The 21,481-nt window shown below is 43.3% G+C and carries 25 protein-coding genes; 15 read left to right on the top strand and 10 right to left on the bottom strand.

What is annotated here, in order from left to right; all coding sequences use genetic code 11:
- Positions 1-104 precede the first annotated feature (104 nt).
- The 3 genes from HUB64_RS18985 to tpx all read left to right on the top strand — a co-directional run bounded on the left by HUB64_RS18985 (position 105) and on the right by tpx (position 2,272).
- A complete protein-coding gene (locus tag HUB64_RS18985) occupies positions 105-695 on the top strand; it encodes an OmpA family protein (RefSeq protein WP_028761272.1) in 591 nt (196 codons plus the stop codon).
- 32 nt (positions 696-727) lie between these two features.
- Positions 728-1,555: a mechanosensitive ion channel family protein gene (locus HUB64_RS18980; RefSeq protein WP_028761273.1), complete on the top strand. Its 828-nt coding sequence runs from the start codon at positions 728-730 to the stop codon at positions 1,553-1,555.
- A 123-nt stretch (positions 1,556-1,678) separates the two neighbouring features.
- A complete protein-coding gene (gene tpx, locus HUB64_RS18975) occupies positions 1,679-2,272 on the top strand; it encodes a thiol peroxidase (protein WP_105251878.1) in 594 nt (197 codons plus the stop codon).
- 75 nt (positions 2,273-2,347) lie between these two features.
- Here the strand turns inward: tpx and HUB64_RS18970 are convergent, their stop codons facing one another.
- Both HUB64_RS18970 and HUB64_RS18965 read right to left on the bottom strand, forming a co-directional pair.
- Positions 2,348-2,989 carry a trimeric intracellular cation channel family protein gene (locus tag HUB64_RS18970; protein WP_028761275.1) on the bottom strand — a complete coding sequence of 214 codons (642 nt, stop codon included), beginning with the start codon at positions 2,987-2,989 and terminating at the stop codon, positions 2,348-2,350.
- A gap of 361 nt (positions 2,990-3,350) precedes the next feature.
- Positions 3,351-3,911 carry a DUF4136 domain-containing protein gene (locus HUB64_RS18965; RefSeq protein WP_028761276.1) on the bottom strand — a complete coding sequence of 187 codons (561 nt, stop codon included), beginning with the start codon at positions 3,909-3,911 and terminating at the stop codon, positions 3,351-3,353.
- 180 nt (positions 3,912-4,091) lie between these two features.
- Here HUB64_RS18965 and HUB64_RS18960 point away from each other — a divergent pair, with 180 nt between their 5' ends.
- The 4 genes from HUB64_RS18960 (at position 4,092) to ruvX (ending at position 6,002) form a co-directional block, all read left to right on the top strand.
- Positions 4,092-4,409: a hypothetical protein gene (locus tag HUB64_RS18960; RefSeq protein WP_012587171.1), complete on the top strand. Its 318-nt coding sequence runs from the start codon at positions 4,092-4,094 to the stop codon at positions 4,407-4,409.
- 178 nt (positions 4,410-4,587) lie between these two features.
- Positions 4,588-4,917 (top strand): stress response translation initiation inhibitor YciH, encoded by a 330-nt coding sequence (gene yciH, locus HUB64_RS18955; RefSeq protein WP_028761277.1) that lies wholly within the window; start codon positions 4,588-4,590, stop codon positions 4,915-4,917.
- 66 nt (positions 4,918-4,983) lie between these two features.
- A complete protein-coding gene (locus tag HUB64_RS18950) occupies positions 4,984-5,547 on the top strand; it encodes a YqgE/AlgH family protein (protein WP_028761278.1) in 564 nt (187 codons plus the stop codon).
- Positions 5,548-5,576: 29 nt separating this feature from the next.
- The gene (ruvX, locus tag HUB64_RS18945) at positions 5,577-6,002 is read left to right on the top strand and encodes a Holliday junction resolvase RuvX (RefSeq protein WP_028761279.1); all 426 of its coding nucleotides are present in this window, start codon (positions 5,577-5,579) and stop codon (positions 6,000-6,002) included.
- 87 nt (positions 6,003-6,089) lie between these two features.
- Here ruvX and hemH read toward each other — a convergent pair whose 3' ends face one another.
- From hemH to HUB64_RS18925, 4 genes are all read right to left on the bottom strand, one after another.
- Positions 6,090-7,103, bottom strand: coding sequence for a ferrochelatase (gene hemH / locus HUB64_RS18940; RefSeq protein ID WP_173497621.1), 1,014 nt, complete (start codon positions 7,101-7,103; stop codon positions 6,090-6,092).
- Between the two features lie 32 nt (positions 7,104-7,135).
- Positions 7,136-7,675 (bottom strand): glutathione peroxidase, encoded by a 540-nt coding sequence (locus HUB64_RS18935; RefSeq protein ID WP_173497620.1) that lies wholly within the window; start codon positions 7,673-7,675, stop codon positions 7,136-7,138.
- Positions 7,676-7,861: 186 nt separating this feature from the next.
- Positions 7,862-8,974 (bottom strand): PilT/PilU family type 4a pilus ATPase, encoded by a 1,113-nt coding sequence (locus HUB64_RS18930; RefSeq protein WP_028761282.1) that lies wholly within the window; start codon positions 8,972-8,974, stop codon positions 7,862-7,864.
- Between the two features lie 9 nt (positions 8,975-8,983).
- Positions 8,984-10,021, bottom strand: coding sequence for a type IV pilus twitching motility protein PilT (locus HUB64_RS18925; protein ID WP_006082517.1), 1,038 nt, complete (start codon positions 10,019-10,021; stop codon positions 8,984-8,986).
- Positions 10,022-10,056: 35 nt separating this feature from the next.
- Here HUB64_RS18925 and HUB64_RS18920 point away from each other — a divergent pair, with 35 nt between their 5' ends.
- From HUB64_RS18920 to HUB64_RS18885, 8 genes are all read left to right on the top strand, one after another.
- Positions 10,057-10,755 carry a YggS family pyridoxal phosphate-dependent enzyme gene (locus HUB64_RS18920; RefSeq protein ID WP_028761283.1) on the top strand — a complete coding sequence of 233 codons (699 nt, stop codon included), beginning with the start codon at positions 10,057-10,059 and terminating at the stop codon, positions 10,753-10,755.
- Positions 10,756-10,971: 216 nt separating this feature from the next.
- Positions 10,972-11,790, top strand: a complete 819-nt coding sequence (gene proC, locus HUB64_RS18915; protein WP_173497619.1) for a pyrroline-5-carboxylate reductase — start codon at positions 10,972-10,974, stop codon at positions 11,788-11,790.
- A 46-nt stretch (positions 11,791-11,836) separates the two neighbouring features.
- On the top strand, positions 11,837-12,385 hold the full coding sequence (locus tag HUB64_RS18910) for a YggT family protein (protein ID WP_105251874.1): 549 nt from the start codon (positions 11,837-11,839) through the stop codon (positions 12,383-12,385).
- A complete protein-coding gene (gene yggU, locus HUB64_RS18905) occupies positions 12,385-12,690 on the top strand; it encodes a DUF167 family protein YggU (protein WP_028761286.1) in 306 nt (101 codons plus the stop codon). The genes HUB64_RS18910 and yggU overlap by 1 nt, the downstream gene beginning before the upstream one ends.
- A gap of 135 nt (positions 12,691-12,825) precedes the next feature.
- Entirely contained in the window at positions 12,826-13,260 is a 435-nt protein-coding gene (locus HUB64_RS18900) for a DUF4426 domain-containing protein (protein WP_105251872.1), read from the top strand.
- A gap of 122 nt (positions 13,261-13,382) precedes the next feature.
- Entirely contained in the window at positions 13,383-14,000 is a 618-nt protein-coding gene (rdgB, locus tag HUB64_RS18895) for an RdgB/HAM1 family non-canonical purine NTP pyrophosphatase (protein ID WP_028761288.1), read from the top strand.
- A complete protein-coding gene (gene hemW, locus HUB64_RS18890; RefSeq protein ID WP_028761289.1) occupies positions 14,000-15,166 on the top strand; it encodes a radical SAM family heme chaperone HemW in 1,167 nt (388 codons plus the stop codon). The genes rdgB and hemW overlap by 1 nt, the downstream gene beginning before the upstream one ends.
- Before the next feature lie 152 nt (positions 15,167-15,318).
- Complete coding sequence (locus HUB64_RS18885) at positions 15,319-17,169, top strand: DUF885 family protein (protein ID WP_173497618.1); 1,851 nt, start codon at positions 15,319-15,321, stop codon at positions 17,167-17,169.
- Between the two features lie 662 nt (positions 17,170-17,831).
- On the opposite strand, the gene HUB64_RS18880 is transcribed toward HUB64_RS18885, so the two are convergent.
- From HUB64_RS18880 to HUB64_RS18865, 4 genes are all read right to left on the bottom strand, one after another.
- Positions 17,832-18,773: a LysR family transcriptional regulator gene (locus tag HUB64_RS18880; RefSeq protein WP_006082526.1), complete on the bottom strand. Its 942-nt coding sequence runs from the start codon at positions 18,771-18,773 to the stop codon at positions 17,832-17,834.
- A gap of 439 nt (positions 18,774-19,212) precedes the next feature.
- Positions 19,213-20,034, bottom strand: a complete 822-nt coding sequence (locus HUB64_RS18875) for a YggN family protein (protein ID WP_173497617.1) — start codon at positions 20,032-20,034, stop codon at positions 19,213-19,215.
- A 183-nt stretch (positions 20,035-20,217) separates the two neighbouring features.
- Positions 20,218-21,132 carry a glutaminase B gene (glsB, locus tag HUB64_RS18870; protein WP_113939414.1) on the bottom strand — a complete coding sequence of 305 codons (915 nt, stop codon included), beginning with the start codon at positions 21,130-21,132 and terminating at the stop codon, positions 20,218-20,220.
- A complete protein-coding gene (locus HUB64_RS18865) occupies positions 21,132-21,458 on the bottom strand; it encodes a YggL family protein (RefSeq protein ID WP_028761293.1) in 327 nt (108 codons plus the stop codon). The genes glsB and HUB64_RS18865 overlap by 1 nt, the downstream gene beginning before the upstream one ends.
- Positions 21,459-21,481: the final 23 nt, after the last annotated feature.

Genomic DNA, 21,481 nt, shown 5'->3' with positions numbered 1-21,481 from the left:
AAGAGTCTTACTCGTTAGAATGCCACACTAAGATGGTCATGCTACAACAATGCGATCGCTTTAGTAATTTTGACTAATACTTATCGTTCAATAGGTGATTTGTAGTGAAAAACTCCCAATCTCGATGGATTCAGCTAGCGCTTTTGCTATTAAGTTTAAGCCTAACATCACAGGTATTTGCTTGGTCTGACACTGACCGAGATGGAGTGCCAGATATCAAAGATGCCTGTCCTAACACAGAGCCAAATACACCTGTTATGGCTAATGGTTGTGTGGAAGAAGCCGCTGTGGAAATGACTGCATCACCAGTTTGCGATATGAGTCATTCAAATGCTGAGTTAAACACAGATTGTCATAATATTTCTGCAGCTATGGTGTATTTTGAATTTGCCATTGCCAAGGTTGACTTTTCTCAATGGAAAACTTTAGCCTTAGTAAAAGCATTCTTAGAAACAAATGATGCTGAATTAACCTTAGTAGGCCACACAGATATCGTTGGTACACCAGAGTTTAATTATCAACTATCACTTCAACGGGCTCAAAATGTAAAACGTATTTTGGTTGAAGATTATGGCTTTAATCCAAATCGCTTTACCGTAATAGGTAAAGGTATATCTGAACCTGTAGCGGACAACCGTTCTAGCGAAGGGCGCAGTTTAAATCGACGAGTAGAATTTATCGTCAATAATAAATAGTTTTTGTTAGCGTATATTTAGGGAGTTATTCAATGGAAAACCTCGAAGGTTTATTAAAGCAAGCACCAGATCTGATTGTGACTTATGGCTTAAAAACATTATTCGCCATTATCATCTTCTTTGTTGGTAAATACTTTGCGGGCGTAGCACAGAAGCTTGTTCGTAAATTACTTAACAGCCGTAAAGTTGATCCGACAGTCGTTTCATTTGTCGCTAACCTCGCTTGGGCAGTGGTATTTGTTTTCGCGGTTATTGCTACGTTAGGCCAAATTGGCGTACAAACCGCATCACTGGTAGCCGTTATCGGTGCTGCAGGTTTAGCAATAGGCTTAGCGCTACAAGGTTCTCTGTCTAATTTTGCATCGGGTGTGTTAATGGTGTTATTCCGCCCTTGCCGCGTAGGTGACTATATTGAAGCTGCAGGTATCGCCGGCACTGTTGATGAAATAACCATATTCTCAACCAAGCTTCGCACTCCTGATAATAAAGTTATCGTAGCGCCAAACTCATCTATCATGAATGGCACTATCACTAACTACTCAGCAATGGATAGTCGTCGTATCGATTTAGTGATTGGTGTATCTTATTCCGCTGATATCGCACTCACTAAAAAAGTATTGACCGATATTTTAGATAACAACCAGTATGTGTTAAAAGATCCAGCATATACAGTTGGACTTTCTGAATTGGCTAGCTCTTCAATCAATTTCGTGGTTCGTCCTTGGGTAAAAACATCTGATTATTGGACTGCACGTTTCCAACTGCTTGAGCAAATAAAAAATGCATTAGACGCTGCAGATATCGGTATTCCATTTCCACAAATGGATATCCATGTCAAAGAATTGCCACTAAGCAAATAACAATTAGTGGATAAAAAAGGTCGGTAATTACCGACCTTTTTTTATGGTTCTACGCATCATTTTAGCGTACCTTAATGGACAGATATTAGCGAAGGCACAGATATTCATGTGTGAGGAAATCCAATGCAAAAATATGTTTCATTTTTAGCCGCAAGCTGTATTTATAGCCTAGTTCTGATGAGCCCCAATACACTCGCCAGTGAGAAAACACAGGTTTTAATGGGTGAAAAAACAGTCACCTTAGAAGGGAAAAGACCAAAATTGTCGCAAATGGCGCCAGGGTTTAAAGTCGTTGATGAGCATTTCACGCCAGTGATGCTAAGTGATTTTAAGGGTAAAACTGTACTGATAAGTGCCGTGCCAAGCCTAGATACAGGTGTTTGCGCACTGCAGACGAAGCGCTTCAACAGCGAAGTTGGCCATTTTTCCGATGACGTCATCATGCTAACAATCAGTACCGATTTACCCTTCGCACAAAAGCGTTTCTGTAAAGTGGAAAACGTAGATAAAATCAAAGTGCTATCAGATAGCGTGTGGCGTGATTTTGGTGAAAAGTATGGTTTGTTAATTCAAGATTACGGCTTGCTGGCTAGAGCCATTTTCATCATAGATGCAGAAGGTAAGCTCCAATACCAAGAGTTAGTACCAAACATCACAGAGCATCCTAACTATGATGCTGCCCTTGAAGCCTTGAAAACCCTTCAAGCCCAGCAGTAATTCACAGCTAAAAACAGGGCAGCCTTAGCTGCCCTTTTGTTTAACGGTTCTATTTCTACGATTTGGTTTTACGATTTAATGTGTATGCTGATCGCCACTGGATTGGTAGTCAAAGGTTGGCATAGACCAATGATATCGCAGCGCCAACATCCGTAAGCTAAAACCAACGCTTAAACAAATAACCAGATTAATCCATTCCGTTAACTGATAGGCTTTTAAGACGATATACAAGCCTGCCGTCAGTAGTGAAATCACCGCATAGAGTTCTTTCTTAAAAATCAAAGGCACTTGGTTACACAGAATATCGCGGATAACGCCACCAAAGACACCTGTGACCAATCCCATGACTACGGCAATTGTTGGGCTAAATCCCAGCATTAACGTCTTTTGTGCGCCCACGATGGAGAATACGGCTAAGCCTAAGGCATCAATAGCCAAAAATAACTTAGACAGATAACGCATCACAGGGGCGATAGCGACAGTGAGCAAAGAAGCGAATGCAATCGCAATAAGGTAATGCACATGCTCAACCCAAATTAAGGGGTAATTTCCGAGCATCATATCCCTTAGTGTGCCGCCACCAATTGCCGTTGCGCAGCCAATGATCACCACACCAAACAAATCCATCTGCTTGCGGCCAGCCGCCAGAGCGCCCGTCATCGCCTCAGCAATAATCCCAATCAGCCAAAGTAATCCAATAATCTGCGTCTCATGCATCTTTGCTACTACCAACAACTCAAAGAATTGATTCTGCCTGATAACCTCTCAGTTCTATAATGATTTTATTTTGAATTCATCATTAGAAAAATTAATTCATCATCTTATTAATAATCTGATGCTGATTCCTATAACTTTATTAAGTTACAGGATAAATATTATACAAAATAGCTAGTTACAAAAATGTTACCTCCTCATTTTCATCTATGAAAATAGAATTTTTAATAAGTATTAATAACGTAAATCCAATCAGATGATAAATAACTGCAGATCATCTAATACCGTAGACAAAAAACATAAAAATCAACCACAAAAAAAGCGGCCCTTAGGCCGCTTAATGTTCATTCAAACTGAATCAGAACTACTTAGTGTCAGGCTTAGGTGGATAATTTGCCATTACACTGCCCACTGCTTGATTGATGATCTGTACTCTTTCTTCTGGGGTATTTTTGTCGCGAATGGTATCGGCAACAGAACCACGCCAGATCAGTTTAGTGGTTTTATTATCAACCAAATCAATAATCAGGGTACCGACTTCATATTCTCTTACTGTGGTTTGGGTCTGCATATTGCCGCCCCAACCCCATCCTGGACCATAGTATGGGTTGTAGCCAAAATTACTATTGAAGGTATCAACATTAATCTTCTTATCAACTTTAGTCAGATAATTAACAAGTACATCAGCATCTTTTGCATCAACTAATGTCATCCCCTTACTCGCTAACTGGCTATTCACCGCTTCTCTGACCCGTTGGTCCATCAAGCCATCCAAATGATATCCAGCAGAATCCGTTTTCTGAGCAACCCAAGCATAGGTTTTATATTGGGTAAAATTGGCGCTAGGATCAAAATCCCAACCTGACTTCATCGAACTACAGGCACTGAGTGCCAACACAGCTAATGCTACAAAAATATTTTTCATCTTAATTTCCTCAGATGTTCGACCCGAACAAAGACAAGTATCAGAGATATGAATTTAGCTTACAGAGCAATAGCCTAATCTACAACTCAATTGATTAAAAAGCGGCATCTCATTCAGCTTGACTTCAGCAAAATCAAAGATGATAATGATTATCAATTGAGATTTAAAGGGGGTGTTGAAATGTACTGGTTTATTAGCGCGTTTTTGGTTGCATCAGCCATTTTTTTCCTTGCTCCAGAAAAAATCTCACTCGAGGCCAATAACGCTAAGATAAAGCGTCATTTGCCCGTCAGCTTACTGATTTTACCTCTCATTGTACTTGGCTGGTTGGTCATAGATGCCGTCGCGAATGGTACTAACTATGCGACAGTCGCCGCATTCGGCTTTGTGACTACCGCCTGCTTAATTGCGTTACCTAAGCTGCATAAATTTATTATGCCCAGCGCCTTACTGACTGCAGTAGCGCTGATCGTCATGGTCTTTATGCGCATAAATTAAAACGGCTGATAACGCTCCCTTTTTCAAAAATATGCTTACTTCCCTGCAAAGAGTTAGCATTTTGTATTGGCCACTTAAGGAGAATCCTCAAGTGGTCTTTTTTTACCTCCCAGAACCTCTGCAAATTTGATAAACTGAGTCGGTATAAGTCACCTTCTAATATCAATGAATGAAACCGATGAAAGCAGATCCTAATGTATCCTTAGTGTACAGTACCGACAAAGGCCGTATAAATGCAGAGCCCGCCACTAAAGCGATTCCTGAATCCGATGGCATAGTCAGGATCCACAGAGACAGTAAAGGCCGCAAAGGTAAAGGCGTTTCGATTATCTCAGGGTTAGGTCTCGATGAAGCAGCGTTAAAAGCAATGGCACAAACCCTTAAGAAACAATGTGGTTGTGGTGGTACGGTTAAAGATTTCACTATTGAGGTCCAAACGGACAACCGCGAGCAATTAAAGCTATTACTTGAGAAACAAAACTACAAAGTTAAATTAGCTGGCGGTTAATCTCGCCCGACTTAGTAATATAGCAGCAAGCTAGATCAACTTAGCCACATCAAACGGAGTAGTTTAATGGAGAGTTTGCAGAACCATTTCTTAATTGCCATGCCCTCACTACACGGTACGTTTTTTGAACGCTCAGTCATTTATATCTGTGAACATGATGCCAAAGGCGCCATGGGGCTGGTGATCAATAAACCGCTCAGTATCGAAGTTAATTCGCTATTAGAACAAATGGATTTGCCGGCAGAGCAAGTCTCCGCGGATTTAGTGCTCAATACCAGTGTCATGATGGGCGGCCCCGTCTCCCAAGATCGCGGCTTTGTGCTGCATACCTCTCAGCCCTATTGGGCCAATAGCACAGATCTGGGTTCTGGTTTAATGCTAACCACTTCCCGTGATGTGTTAACCGCTATTGGAAGCAACAGATCGCCCGAGAAGTTTCTCGTCGCATTAGGTTATGCTGGATGGAGTAAAGATCAGCTCGAACAAGAGCTTGCCGATAATTCTTGGCTCACAATTCCAGCAACGAATGCGCTCTTGTTTGACATTAAACACGAAGACCGTTGGCCACAGGCCAGTCGTGCTCTCGGATTTGATGCTTGGCAAGTTTCTGCTCAAGCGGGTCACGCTTAAGCCTATTTCTTAATATAAGTCAGCACACTATGAATTCGAAAACCGTATTAGGCTTTGATTTTGGTACTAAAAGTATTGGTGTGGCTATAGGCCAAGAGATCACTGCCAGCGCCACACCGTTATTATCACTCAAGGCCGTCGATGGTATCCCAAATTGGGATCAGATAGGCGACTTAATCAAAGAGTGGCAACCCGACTTAGTCGTCGTTGGTCTGCCTTTAAACATGGATGGCACAGAGCAAGATATGACCCACAGGGCGCGTAAATTTGCTAATCGCATCAATGCTAAGTTCAAAGTCAAAATAGCCACTCAAGATGAGCGATTAACTACCACTGATGCTAAGGCCAGATTATTCGAATTGGGCGGGTTTAAGGCACTGACCAAAGGTCAAGTCGATGCGGTGTCTGCCGTCCTTATCATCGAAAGCTACTTCGAAAATAACTTCAGCAAGTAATGCCACAATAAATAAAACTACAAAAAAAAGAAAAGGATAAGTTGCCTTATCCTTTTAGTTTGATGTTTAACCCGATAAATTACCGGTTCAAAAATGTGGCTTCACTAAGTTGGCCATCATAGTAATGTGTGCATCATCATCGTTTAGTGCAGCGATGTAACGGAACTTCTCACCACCCGCCTCGGCAAAGAGATGACCATTCTCACCAACAATTTCTTCCAGCGTTTCTAAACAATCAGCGCTAAAAGCTGGGCAGACGATAGCAATATCACGCACGCCTTGTTGCGGCAACGCTTTCAAAGTCGCATCGGTATAAGGTTGTAGCCATTTGGCTTTACCGAAACGCGATTGGAAAGTCATGACAAACTCATCTTTACCTAACCCAAGCTTTTCGGTAACCAGTCGAGTCGTTTTCATGCAGAAGCAGTAATACGGATCGCCTAAATGCAAATTACGCTCAGGCATACCATGGTAAGACAACACCAATTTTTGCGGTTTACCATGGGCTTCAAAATCAGCCGTGATCGAACTGGCTAACGCGTTAATAAAGTCAGCATTGTCATGATAAGTATTAATAAAATGCAGTGCTGGAATATAGCGCCACTTGGACAACTCAGCCGCAATCGCATCAAATGCAGAACCTGTGGTTGGGGCCGCATATTGGGGATACAGAGGTAACACCACGATTTTATCTATGCCATTTTGATGCATAGTCTGCAAGGTGCTAGCAACCGACGGATTACCGTAACGCATTGCTAAATGCACAGAAACATCATGGTTATCAGCTTTAAGCTTATCCGCTAACTTTGCCGTTTGACGCAAACTAATGTCCATTAACGGTGAACCTGCCGCAGTCCATACCTTTTGGTATAATGCTGCCGATTTTGCTGGCCGTACCCGTAAAATAATCCCGTGTAAAATCAACATCCACACTAGCTTAGGGATCTCGACGACTCGGGGATCTGCTAAAAACTCTGCAAGATAACGTCTAACAGCAGATGCTGTGGGTTCATCTGGAGTACCTAAATTCAACAACAACACGCCTACTTTGCCGCGCTGCCCGTGTCCAACTTCTTTGGATAAGCCTGAAAATTTAGCCAAAACAGCCTCTTAATTAATAAATATTCGTAAGATTAAAGTACAGATTCTATCGCTTGCTTAAGCTCTTCACTATCTGGCTTTACTTTAGAATTGAACTGTTGCACAACCACGCCATCACCGCTGACGACATACTTATAAAAATTCCACTTAGGCGCACCGGTTTTTTCAGCTAAGTATTTGAAGACACTATTAGCGTCACTACCACGTACTGGCGATGTCGACAGCATAGTAAAGGTGACACCGTAATTGATGTAACACACCTTAGCCGTATCTTTCTCATCATTTTCTTCTTGGAAAAAATCATCCGATGGGAAACCAATGACCACTAAGCCTTTATCTTTGTAGTTTTCATGCAATTTTTCGAGCGCTTTAAACTGCGGGGTGTAACCACAGTTACTAGCCGTGTTAACAATCAACACTGGTTTTCCCTGAGTCAATTCACACAGATTAACTGTCTCTTCAGAATGTAATTTTCGTACTTCAAGGTTCAGATACTCGGGACAAGTGGCCGCCATAGCGCCAACACTCATCAAGCTCGCTGTCATAGCGAATATCATGGGTAATTTTTTCATTGCTTTCTCCTTTACCAGTACATTACGCAAACGCACTGGGTAAAGATCATATTGAATTAAAAAATAAAAGCTATGGATAATGGCAACATAGCGATGAAGTAGAACCGATTGAGCTGAACGAAAATCTAATACACAAACAAAAAGCAGCCCATAAAGAGCTGCCTAACCCAGAACCGGACTATCGCGCTAGTCCATGTCTAAGGTGACACCTTCCATAAAACCTGAGCCCGTGGATTCTTTATTCTGCAATTTAATCATCAAACGTAAATCGTTTGGTGAATCAGCATGGTGCAGCGCATCGGCGTAACTAATCTCGCCATCGACATAAAGTTTCAGCAAGGCCTGATCGAACGTCTGCATACCCTGCTCGTTGGATTTTGCCATGGTTTCTTTGAGTAAATGCAGCTCGTTCTTCGCAATTAAACTCGCCACCCTTGGGGTGTTAATCAATACTTCAATCGCGGCGCGACGCCCTGTGCCATCAACTTTAGGTATCAATTGCTGTGCCACAATACCGCGTAAATTCAATGATAAATCGAACAATAACTGTTGGTGTTTACTCTCAGGCACGAGATGCATAATCCGGTCTAACGCTTGGTTGGCGTTGTTGGCATGCAAGGTTGCCATACAAAGGTGACCCGTTTCTGCAAATGACAGCGCAAACTCCATCGTCTCTTGGGTACGGATTTCACCAATCAAGATCACATCGGGAGCTTGGCGAAGGGAGCTTTTTAGCGCCGCATCGAAAGATTCAGTATCTATGCCCACTTCACGCTGGGTGATAATGCTTTTTCTGTGGTCATGAACGAATTCAACCGGATCTTCAATAGTCAAAATATGCCCACGAGCATGACCATTGCGATAACCCACCAAGGCCGCCAAGGACGTTGACTTACCCGTTCCCGTTCCGCCTACCATAATGATGAGGCCACGTTTACTCATCACTAGATCTTTTAGAATAGGCGGCAATTTTAAATCATCGACATCAGGGATTTTAGTCTCAATACGGCGCATCACACAGCCAGGCGATTCACGCTGCCAAAAAGCGCTCACCCGAAAACGACCTAAATCCTTTGCCGCAAAAGCGAAGTTACACTCACGAGTGGAATGAAACTCTTGCTTCTGAGCCTCAGTCATTAACGACTCAACAAAATCCAGTGATTGTGCTGGTGTAAACGCACTTTCTGCCAATGGACGCAATTCACCGTCAATCTTGGCACTCGGCGGAAAACCCGCTGTGATGAACAAGTCGGAGGCTTTGCGTTCCACTATCACTTTTAAAAACGGACGAACATCCATCATAAATCCTTAAAATGTCGCTTGTTTATTCGAACTTTTCGCCATTGCATCTTCACGAGTGATAAGACCGCGATTGACTAAGTTTTGTAAACATTGCTCTAAGGTCTGCATTCCATGGGCCATACCTGTTTGAATTGCCGAATACATCTGCGCTACTTTGTCTTCACGAATTAAGTTGCGGATAGCGGGCGTGCCCATCATGATTTCATGGGCGGCGACACGGCCTCCTCCCACCTTTTTAATCAGGGTTTGCGAAATAACCGCTTGCAGCGATTCTGACAACATAGTGCGCACCATATCTTTTTCACCGGCGGGGAATACGTCGACCACACGGTCAATCGTTTTCGCGGCAGAAGTAGTATGCAAGGTACCAAACACTAAGTGGCCTGTTTCAGCGGCGGTCATCGCCAAACGGATGGTCTCAAGGTCACGCATCTCACCGACTAAAATCACGTCTGGGTCTTCACGCAGTGCGCTTCTAAGCGCCGCATTAAAGCTGTGGGTATGGCGGTGAACTTCACGTTGGTTAATCAAACATTGCTTATTTTGGTGAACGAATTCGATAGGATCTTCAATGGTTAAGATATGATCATGTCGATTTTCATTCACGTAATCCACCATGGCGGCAAGTGTGGTACTCTTACCCGACCCCGTAGGTCCAGTCACTAGCACCAATCCGCGAGGGAAACTGGCAATTTTTTTAAAAATTTCCGGCGCACCCAATTGCTCAAGTGACAAAATGTCACTTGGAATGGTACGAAACACAGCCGCTGCACCACGGGATTGATTGAATGCGTTAACACGAAAGCGTGCAAGATTAGGGACTTCGAACGAGAAATCGATTTCTAAATGTTCTTCGTAGTCCTTGCGCTGCTTATCATTCATTATGTCGTACACTAAGCTGTGTACACCTTGATGATCGAGCGCGGGCAGGTTAATTTTTCTCACTTCACCGTCAACACGGATCATTGGAGATATCCCTGCAGAAAGGTGTAGATCCGAGGCTTTGTGTTTTACACTAAATGCCAATAACTCAGTGATTTCCATCGTTTGGGATATCCTTGCAACTAGATAATTACATCATGACAACAATAGCAGACAGACTCGCAATCGCACAGCGCAGGATCACACAAGCAGCGCAAAAATGTGCCCGCCACCCCAGCAGTATTCGCTTACTTGCCGTCAGCAAGACTAAACCTATTGAAGACATTATAGCAGCCTACCAAGCGGGTCAGCGTTGCTTTGGCGAAAACTATGTCCAAGAAGGCGCTGAAAAAATTACTGCGCTCAAGGGGGATTTCCCGGACATAGAATGGCATTTTATCGGCCCACTCCAATCCAATAAAACCAGCATAGTCGCCCAGCATTTCGATTGGATGCATACCGTTTCACGCGACAAAATTGCCCTACGTCTCAATGAGCAACGTCCGGCCGAATTGGCGCCATTAAACGTCTGTATTCAAATTAATATCAGTGCTGAAGACACAAAATCTGGCATAGATGCGGCTCAAATGCTGCCACTGGCCGAACTGATAGCTCAGCTACCTAACTTAGCACTGAGGGGCCTAATGGCAATTCCAACGGCTACCGCAGATACAGAGTTGCAGCTTAAAGAGTTTTCCATGTTAAACAATCTATTTCAAGAACTTAAAACGCATTATCCCGCTGTAGATACGCTTTCAATGGGGATGAGTAATGACCTAGATACAGCGATTAGCTGCGGTTCAACTATGGTGCGTATTGGCAGTGCCATTTTTGGTGAGCGCAATTACGCTGCGTAAAATCCACGTTCGGCATTTAGTTAGAGGTCAGTTTAACCTTGTTTTTAGCACTTTATGCCCAAATACTGTATTTAAGAACACCGAACATTAACGATTTAAGAGCAATTAGCGAGAGTCGATAATCAGGCTCAGTCATTCAAATGACTAACCGTTTTATCATCTTAATTTAAGGTGAAGATGTTACAAGTTAACGGTTAACACACTGAAGAGAATCAAATGGATCAACAGAAAATCTGCTTTATCGGTGCCGGCAATATGACGCGCAGCATCATCAGTGGCTTAATCAATAGCGGCTATCCAGCTCAACTCATCCAAGCGACTAATCCCAGCCAAGGTAAACTCGATGCACTAAAAGACGATTTTGGGATTTTGGTTTCTCAGGATAATTTGGCAGCGGCGCAAGCTGCCGATGTCATAGTACTTTCAGTAAAACCACAATTGATGCAACAAGTTTGTGAAGCATTACAGACAGTCGAGCTGTCGAATAAGTTAGTCATCACTATCGCTGCGGGCATTAAAGCAAAGCGATATACCGACTATCTGGCACAAGACATCAAGCTTATCCGCGCCATGCCAAATACGCCGATGCAAATTAGTGTTGGTATGACTGGCCTCTATGCGCCTCAAAGCATTACTACCGAGCAGAAAGCCATTTGCGATCGTTTGATGTCAAGCGGCGGCGAAATAGTGTGGGTAAATGAAGAGTCAGATTTAGATCAAGTGATTGCATTATCGGGCAGTTCACCGGCTTATTTCTTTTTGCTAATGGAGTCTATGATAGATGCAGGCAAAGAAATGGGAATGGATGAAACAAAAGCCAGAAGTTTAGTGCAGCAAGCTGCGCTTGGCGCTGCTATGATGGCAAAGCAAAACCCACAACTGACCTTAGGTAATTTAAGGGAGAATGTTACTTCAAAGGGCGGCACCACCGCACAAGCGCTGGCGACATTTGAAGCTGCGGATATGCGCGGCTTAGTAAAAAAAGCCATGGAAAACTGTATTAATCGTGCAGAAGAAATGGCTAAAACATTTTGATCCACTAACACGTTTTTATATCGAACTTTAATAGGTAGAAATCTCGATGAATGCATTTACCTTTTTAATCACCACTCTATTCGATCTCTATTTGATGGTGGTGATTTTGCGGATTTGGTTACAACTGGCAAGGGCTGATTTTTACAATCCTTTTAGCCAATTTATTGTTAAAGCAACTCACCCGCTCATCGCACCAATGCGCCGTATTTTGCCTTCCTTAGGGCGATTTGATACCGCATCTTTCGTCCTCGCATTATTGGTTGTGATAGCCAAGCTGCTACTAATTAGCCTCATTGCGGGCGGTGGCATAGACATACTGTTATTTTTGCTGTTTGCCGTTGTATCTGTGGTCAAAAAAGCAGGGGTACTGCTATTTTGGATGCTATTAATACGCGCAATCTTAAGCTGGTTTAACCAAGGCTATAATCCAATTGTAATGATCATGGGTCAGTTAACTGAACCCGTATTAGCACCAATACGTCGTATCATACCGCCAATTGGTGGTTTAGATTTATCCGTAATGCTGGTCATTATTGGTATGAATTTCCTCAATATGTTACTTGCTCAATATATCCCTTATTGGGCTGTGATCTAATGAGTGCAGTGACTTTGCAGCAAGGTGACTTGCTGCTTAATCTCTACATTCAGCCTAAGGCTAGCCGAGATCAAATTGTAGGATTGCACGGTGATGAGCTAAAAGTAGCCATCACTGCGCCGCCTATTGATGGCAAAGCGAATGCCCATTTAAGCAAGTACTTAGCAAAAGCTTTTAAAGTGCCAAAGAGCGACATTCACATAATAAAAGGTGAACTTGGCCGACATAAACAAATCCGCATTATTGACCCTAAGATCATCCCAAGTGTCATTACTGAACTGATGGGGCAAGATAGTGAAAAGTAATTCAGTTGAAAGATCAATTAGTTAAAGAATCGTACAACTGAAAACGAATTAATCCTTTGAATGCTATTAATTTATTGAAAAAAATAGTCACAGCGGCCCTATAATCCAACATTCCCTAATATGAGGTATCCCATCATGTTCCGTAATCTTCTCGCTGTATTAGCCCTCACGGCCAGCCTTTGCGGTGTTGCAAATGCCGAGCAAAAAGAAACTGTCGGCAATTTTGATATTCATTACATGGCACTTGGCAGTACATTTTTAACGCCTAGCATAGCCAAATCCTATGGCATTAAGCGCAGTAACTACACTGGCATCATCAATATTGCCGTATTAGATATTAGCGAAGCGAATAAGCCCGCAGTACCCGTTGAAATTACTGGAGTTGCTAATAATTTGTTAGATGCGCGAATCAATCTAACGTTTAAAGAGATCCGCGAAGGTGATGCGATTTATTACATTGCCGAAGTGCCCTACCGCGATGATCAGGAAATCAACTTCAATATCGCAATTAAATATGGCAATCAACTGAACACGAACTTACAGTTCAAGCAAAAATTCTACGTTGAATAAACCTATTTTATACCTTTGTTGGCGTTGCTTTCCTGTAGCGCCAACCCCTTTCCCTGTCCTTTACTATTGAGCTTGGGTATCATAGTGCCAACGCACGTCGTCCCATTTATGATAGGTATTCCATGCAACAAATCGTCCTCGCCAGCGGTAATAAAGGCAAACTCGCCGAATTCGATCAAATGCTCGCAAGCTACCGTGTCACTGTACTGCCGCAGAGCCAGTTTAATGTCAGCGAAGTAGCAGAAACGGGTACCACTTTTGTAGAGAATGCCATTATCAAAGCAAGGCATGCCGCCGAAATCACCGGACTTGCGGCCATTGCCGATGATTCGGGTTTAGAAGTGGATTTACTCCAAGGCGCTCCAGGCATTTATTCAGCACGTTACGCAGGCGAAAATGCCAAAGATCAAGACAACGTATTGAAACTACTTGAGACGTTAAAAGACCAGCCAGCACCTCGCGGGGCAAGATTCCAATGCGTACTGGTATATATGCGCCATGCGAAAGACCCTACCCCGATTATTTGCCAAGCCTCATGGGAAGGCCAAATCGACTTTAGCCAACGCGGCGCCAATGGCCATGGTTACGATCCGATTTTTATCCCTGAAAATTATCAATGTAGCGCGGCAGAGCTGAGCAGCAACGAGAAAAATGCCTTAAGTCATCGTGGTAAAGCTCTAGTGCAACTCATCGCCGCCATGCAAGCCCAAGGCGTATTAACAGGCGGGAATGCACAATAATGTCGTCAACTGCCGTGACTACTGCAATGAAGCTCGAACTGCCACCACTCAGTCTGTATATCCATATTCCCTGGTGCGTACAAAAGTGTCCCTATTGTGACTTTAATTCCCATGGCCAAAATGGCGAACTGCCACAAGAGGCTTATGTTGATGCGCTATTGGAAGACTTACGCCAAGATTTACATCTCGTCCAAGGGCGGCAAATTCATACCATTTTTATCGGTGGCGGCACGCCATCATTATTCGATGCTAAACAAATCAAACGCATACTCGATGGTGCCAATGCGCTAATTCCCTTTAGTGACAATATCGAAATCACTATGGAAGCCAATCCTGGCACTTTAGAACACGATGACTTTAGTGCCTATCGTGCAGCGGGCGTCACTCGTTTATCTATCGGGGTGCAGAGCTTTTCTAAGGATAAACTCAACTTACTTGGACGTATTCACGATCAAAACGAGGCACAAGTCGCCGCTCAAAAAGCCAGCCAAGCGAGATACTTGAGTTTTAACCTCGATTTAATGCATGGATTACCCAACCAAAGTTTTGCAGAAGCTATGGCCGATATCGACACGGCAGCGGCGCTTAACCCGCCACACCTATCTTGGTACCAGTTAACGATTGAGCCCAACACCCTATTCCACTCAAAACCGCCGCAGCTGCCCGATGACGAAGCGCTCTGGCATATCTATGAGCAAGGTCAACAAAAGCTGGCCGCATTAGGGTATGAGCAATACGAAATATCTGCCTACGCAAAACCTGGTTACCAATGTAGGCACAATCTCAACTACTGGCAGTTTGGTGATTATCTAGGCATAGGCTGTGGCGCACACGGCAAAGTGACGCTGCCAAAAGAAAACCGCATCATACGCACGGTAAAAATTAAACATCCCAAGGGATATCTGAGTGCCCACAACTACACCTTCGAATCGATTGAAGTTGCAGAGGAAGACCGCGCGCTCGAATATTTAATGAATCGCCTGCGTCTGATGACACCTATTCCTAAGCAAGAATTTGAACTGCGCACCGGACAACACAGAGACACATTGACCGAAGGAATGGAAAAAGCCAAACAACGCGGTTTACTCACAGAATCCGCTGAACATTGGCAATTAACCAGTAAAGGTCATATGTTTGTTAATGATTTACTGACACAATTCTGCTAAGCCTGCCGTTAAAATAGCTCTATAAATAATGTGTTAGCTTTCAATAGTGCAGTTTAATACTATTACTGCTAACACATTTTCTAACACTAATATCCATACATTCTTGTTCCGCTTCTTTAGTATTGATGCAAATCAATCTAGGAAGCCTGATCATGCCAATAAAAACTAAAATCAGCTTAGTCGCACTGACCCTTTCAGCTCTGCTGACCATTCCCGCATATGCAGCATCAACTTCGCCAGCCTTAAACAGTGCAAGCGAACCTGTGAATGCAGTAGCGCAAACCGAGTCAGAAAAAGCCAATGCTCTGTTCGAAACCATCTTCATGGAAAACATTATGGCGAGTCCCATTTCGCAGACCTATATGGGGATCAAGCAAGACTATGATAAATGGGATGAACTGGGTGATGCCGCCGATGATAAAACCTTAGATCGCACAAAAAAACAACTGGCGCAAGTCAATCAGATTGATGCGGCCAAACTCGATCCACAAACAAACCTTAGCCTCACGTTACTGAAGCAAAATCTGCAAAATGACATCGAAGATGACCAATGGCGCTATCATAATTATCCTGTGAATCAGATGTATGGCGGCCACTCTATGATCGCCTCCTTCTTAATTAACCAACATCAAATCACAGATGTCAGCGATGCTAAGGCCTATATCAGCCGCTTGAATGGCATGCCCAAACGCTTAAGTCAATTACAGACAGTATTAGACGTTCGCGCAGATAAAGGCATTATCGCGCCTAAGTTTGTATTCGCTTATGTGATTTCAGACAGCCAAAACATTATCAAAGGTGCGCCTTTTGATAAGGGCGACGATAGCGCGCTACTCGCAGATTTTCGCCGTAAAGTGAACGCATTAGCGATTCAAGAGACAGAGAAGCAAGCACTGCTTCAACAAGCTGAACAAGCACTAGTGACTCAAGTCGAGCCCGCCTATAACAAACTCATCAGTTACGTAAAAACCTTAGCAGCTAAAGCTGATGACCGCGATGGTGCTTGGAAACTCCCTAACGGCTCCGCCTATTACAATAATGCCTTGGCACGAACGACCACGACAAACATGAGCGCCGATCAAATCCATGACTTAGGACTTTCTGAGATGGAACGTATTCACAATGAAATGCGTGCTATCATGAAGAAGGTCAATTTTAAAGGCGATTTGCAGCAATTCTTTAGCTTTATGCGTGACGATCCCCAGTTCTACTACCCCAATACCGCCGAAGGCAAAGCCGCCTATTTAGCTGAGGCGACTAAGTTCATCGACAATATGAAGTCGCGCTTGGATGAAGTGTTCAAAGTAAAACCTAAAGCCGCCATGGTAGTGAAGCAGGTTGAAGCCTTTAGAGAAAAATCTGCTGGTAAAGCCTTCTATGAACAACCGGCACCGGATGGTTCGCGTCCCGGTAGCTACTATGCAAACCTATATGACATGAAAGCCATGCCAAAATACCAAATGGAGGCGCTGGCCTACCACGAAGGTATTCCGGGTCATCATATGCAGATTGCCATTTCCCAAGAACTGCAAAATATTCCTAAGTTCCGAAAGTTTGGTGGCTATACCGCGTATATTGAGGGCTGGGGTTTATATAGCGAATCTTTCCCAAAAGAAATGGGACTCTACGCCGATCCATATTCTGACTTTGGTCGCCTAGCAATGGAGTTGTGGCGTGCCTGTCGCTTAGTCGTTGATACTGGTATCCACGCTAAAAAGTGGACCCGCGAGCAAGGCATTGCCTATTACGTGGACAATACGCCAAATGCTAAATCAGATGCGGTGAAAATGGTTGAACGCCATATCGTTATGCCATCACAAGCGACAGCCTATAAAGTGGGCATGATTAAGCTGCAGGAACTCAGACATAAAGCAGAGCAACAGCTTGGCAGTCAATTTGATATCCGCGACTTCCATACGCTAGTACTTGCTAACGGCGCATTGCCACTGGATGTGTTAGAACAACAAGTCGCTCTCTGGATAGCCAGTAAGAAGAAGGCCTAATACCCTAATGTTTTAATGCCTTAATGCTGAGTCGTGAAGCATTGTTAACCTGCTTCACGACTAAAGCGACATATATAGCTACGCCCAATAAAAAAGCCACTCGAAAGTGGCTTTTTTATTGGTACCATTATCCCGTTAGATAACAGAACCCTTCTCACTGTGGGTCACTATATTTGTTGTATTAATTTATGCTTTAGCACTCGCCTTCACACACTTAACACACAGTTGCGACTTTAGGGTACAGAGAGACAAAACGCTTGCCCAAGGCTGCACAAACCATCAATAAAAAATTACCTCAGCGATAAGGCTGAGGTAAACCAAAAACTAGGATGATGGTTTAAAGAGCCAACATTGTTTTAGTTCTCAAACTTCTGTTGGCTGTGATCCAAAACTGCATTAATGCCGACCTGTACACAAAAATTGAAAGGGGTCATTTCCAATAAACGTATAGGACTCAGATCATTCCGAATCAACTGTTACCATTGTATTCAATTAAGAACAGAGTTCAAGGATGTTATAAAAAAGTGCTTTAGAACACCCTAAAAAACCATCAGCAAATGTACTCACCAACTCAATCTAAAGTATTGATTTTAAATAGCCATAAAAGTGCTTGGTTAATTTGAAATCACATAAGACTGCTTTTGAGAACAATGTTTCCTATTTTACTGACGTTTACTGAATAATTCGACATAGGGTGCATCCCAATACGGCGGCGTTCCTATGTGATCTTTGATGAATTCGATAAAAGAACTGACCTTAGGTGCTAAGTGCTTACGACGGGGATAAACCGCCTGCAATGGCAGATGGTGGGTCAATTGCCAATCCTTCAGTAAAGGCACTAATGTCCCCTTGGCAATCTCATCTTCCATCAGATAACTCGCAAGATACACAACCCCAAGACCACTGATTGCAGCAGATTTTAATGCTGGTGCGTTATCCACCCTGAAATTACCCGATACGCCAATTTCACAGTAGTCATCACCCTTCTTAAATTGCCACATGCTGTGCTCGTGCCACTCGCCTTGATAGACCAAACAGTTGTGGTCAACTAACTGCTCAGGTCGAGTTGGCTCGCCATGTTGAGCAATATAGCCAGGCGAAGCAACTAACAGGAATTGGCACTTCATCAGAGGTCTAGCAACCATGCCAAGCGGTAATTGCTCAGACATAGTTAACAGTAAGTCTAAGCCTTCGCTCACGACATCCACTTTATGGTCCAGTAAGCTCACTTGTAGCTCAAGCTCAGGGTGTTTTGCCATAAAAGATGGCAACGCAGGAATGATATGCATCACCCCAAAGGATTGGGAAATTCCCACCTTAAGCACGCCGCGGGTCGCATCATTTAAGTTATGCACGCTGGCTATCGCTTGTTCAGCGTCACGTAGCAATTCTTCACCTTGCAGATACAGCAAATGCCCTGCTTCAGTCAGGCTTAAGCTGCGGGTGGTACGTTGAATTAATTGAACACCAAGTCTATGTTCAAGATCGGCGACTTGTGTACTGACCTTAGACTTAGAGATCCCAAGCCTTCTTGCGGCGGCACTAAAACTACCTGCTCTGGCCACATGAGTAAAAATCGCAATAGGTTCTAACAGTTCTAACATGGAAGTCGCCTTAAGCTGTTTACGACAATGATATTAACTTTCGGTGAGCAGCTATGGTTAGCGTAATCATCGCTTAAAAATAACCATAGCATTGATATCTCGCATCAAAATGATATAACGCAGAGATTTAGACCGAAAAAGTCCACTAAAGTAGGGGGTTATATCTGACTGATATGCCAGCTTTTAATTATATTTTAAGAGTATACCAAATATTCGTCTCTAGACTGTAACATTCCGAACTAAATCGCTGCAAGCCTAGCCTATAAGCCACATCAACTTAGCCATAAGGGTTGTCGCCACGATTAAACCGTAGCCAATAAAAAAGCCCCTAGTCGATAAATTGACTAGGGGCGTAGCATTCAAGTTTGACTCATGCACAAGGAGATAGAAGTTATTGCAGTTAAAACTAAGGGCGATTCGCAAGAACTATTTACAAGAACTATTCACGCAGTTCCTTGGTTGAGTTTTGTGTCAACACATAAGGTGCTAGTTCTGGCACTTCTTGGCGCAATTGATTTTCAAGCACTAACAAATTTTCAAATCGGTCGCACAAACGGTCAGCCTTAGCTTCTAATCCCTTAGATTGGCTCTCAACTTGTTGCTCAATATCTTGGCCTAAATTGTCCATTTTTTTGGAGAAGGTATCCATCTTGGCTTCAAAATTCTCACCGCCACCAGACATGATTTGGCCACCTAAGTTCATCATAATTGCGCCAATTGAATTCTGGACAATTTGTTCCATTTCCTGCTCGAATTCATCGTTAAATGTACTTTGCATCGAGTCTTCAGTCGCCCCTAAATAGAAGCTATCACCATTCTTATAAGCCACTGAATCAACCCGTTTTTGAACGCCAGCCATCATTTCATCAAATTTTGCACCAGCGGCATCACCCATTAAAGGTGTTAAGGCCATACCAACCGCTTTGGAAGCAAGAGATACTGCCTCATTCACCAGTTCAATCACTTCTGGCACTTGAGTCGAAACTTCATCGGCATATTGAGTAACCAATTTTTTCTGCTTGTCGGTTAAGTTAACTTGCTTACCTTCCACAAATAACTTGTCAACTTCGATGCGATACTTTTCTGTGCCCTTCTCGCTCATGACTAATTTTTTAGGCTCAACCATAACGTCATAATTTAAGGAAACTTCACAGCGTTCATCTATTTTTGGCTCTGTTTGTGCTTGCGCCAGCTGCACGCTAGATGTTCCTAAAATCACGCCAGATAATGCAAATCCAGTTAATAACTTATTTAATTTCATTTTTGTTCGTCCTTTAATCTGAATAATTCGATAAACCTAAACTACTGAATAGCTTATAGCAGGAGACGTGCCAACTTTATAACAATTTGATTATGTTGAATTTTTAAAAGTTAGCACTAAAAGGTCATTAGCGAAATTCGCTAACATTTAGTCTAATAGTGCTAATAAAAACGAGAGATAAGACTAGAAAATAGAACGACCGAGACGCTGACTGAGATGCTCAAGCATCGCAGTGCCCGCAAGTGAGTTGCCATTATTATCGAGTTCTGGCGACCATACACAAATCGACAGTTCTCCAGGGATCACGGCAATAATACCTCCGCCGACGCCACTTTTACCTGGCATACCAACACGATAAGCAAACTCACCCGCACCATCGTATAGGCCCGAAGTCGCCAACAGAGCGTTAAGTTGCCGAGTTTGCACTTGAGAGATAAGCTCAGTCCCCGTGATACTTTTACCGCGATTAGCCAAATACAACATGGCCTTAGACAAGTCAGCACAATTCATCTTCAAGGCGCAATAATGAAAATAGGTGCGCAGCACAGTATCAACATCACCTTGAAAATTACCAAACGACTTCATCAAATAAGCAATCGCCGCATTGCGCGCACTATGCTGATATTCTGAATCTGCAACTTGTTTATCGAAACACACTTTATCGTTTTGGCTTAGTTGCCTGACTAACTCAAGCATTCTGTGTTTAGGAGCACCTAAACGACTCTGCAATAAGTCAGCAATCACTAACGCGCCAGCATTGATAAAGGGATTACGCGGCTTGCCACGTTCTAACTCGACTTGTACTAAAGAGTTGAATGAATGGCCCGAAGGTTCTTTGCCAACACGGCTCCAGATTTCGGCTTCTTCATATAAAGTTAACGCTAAGGTTAAGCTGAAAACTTTAGAGATACTTTGAATCGAAAACGGCTCAAGGTAATCGCCCGCACCTAAAGTTTCACCGTCAACAGTCGTGACGGCAATACCTAATTTGCCAGCATCAACGCTGGCCAGTGCGGGGATATAATTTGCAACCTTTCCTTGGCCGAGCAAGGGTCGAACTTTCTCGACCACTTCCTCAAGTAATGCCAACTCGGGCATTAACCCCACCAAATGTCGTACAGTTCGCTAACTTCAACCTGAGACACTTTTTGGGTCGCCCAGAATGCCTTAACTGCAGCAATATCTTCTTCGGTACATTTCCCAATCGTTTGAGTGGCGATAATGCCTTCCCATTCGATGTGGCCGCCGCCATGGAAACCTAATTTACGGGTTTCGATCACTTCATCGATGAATTTATCTACAGTTGCATCGATATCGGCTTCAGATACTGATGCATCAAAAGTCCAAGCCATATCGAAACCTAACTCTTGGAATTCATCAACGCGCATTTTCTTACGTAAACGACGGCTACGATTAGTTGCCATAGTGATTTTCCCTTTTGTGTTTA

The organism is Shewanella sp. ISTPL2 (assembly GCF_013283205.1).
Classification (GTDB): Bacteria; Pseudomonadota; Gammaproteobacteria; order Enterobacterales; family Shewanellaceae; genus Shewanella; species Shewanella oncorhynchi.
Note: the sequence above shows the minus strand (reverse complement) of the source record. Positions and strands in the feature narration are given on the sequence as shown.